The organism is Frankia umida (assembly GCF_023242945.1).
Classification (GTDB): Bacteria; Actinomycetota; Actinomycetes; order Frankiales; family Frankiaceae; genus Frankia; species Frankia umida.
Window position 1 is genome coordinate 1 of sequence record NZ_JALKFT010000117.1, and the last position, 494, is coordinate 494.

Annotated in this window: 1 protein-coding gene; it reads left to right on the forward strand. The window is 70.2% G+C overall.

Annotation, left to right across the window (positions count from 1 at the left end; genetic code table 11):
- The coding region (locus MXD59_RS26035; RefSeq protein WP_283097525.1) for a ketoacyl-synthetase C-terminal extension domain-containing protein at positions 1 to 494 on the forward strand (494 nt) is incomplete at both ends.

Sequence of the window (494 nt, forward strand, 5' to 3'; positions counted from 1 at the left end):
ATCGACTGGGACAACACCCCCCTCGCCCTCCTGAACGAACCCACCCCCTGGCCCCGCCGCGACACCCCACGGCGAGCTGGCATCTCCTCGTTCGGCATCGGCGGCACGAACGCCCACATCATCATCGAAGAACCACCGGCCGTCGTGGTGCCCGCCGTCGAGAACCGCGGTGCGCAGAAGGCGTACACCAGTCCGCGGGTCGCGGACGGGGCGGACGACCGGCTGCGGTTCACCCTGTCAGCGCGATCCCCGCAGGCGCTGCGGGCTGCCGCGCACCGGCTGCACGACCACCTGGCCGATCGTCCCGACGTCGCACTGGCCGAGGTCAGCGCCACGCTGCACGGCCGTCATCTGTTCGATCACCGGGCCATCGTGCTCACCGCCAGCCGGGCGGGCCTGCTTTCCGCACTGACCAAACTGACCGATCTGCCGGTGGGCACGACGCGGGAAATCGTGGAACTCCCCGACGCCACCCTCACCCTCGGCCAGAAACA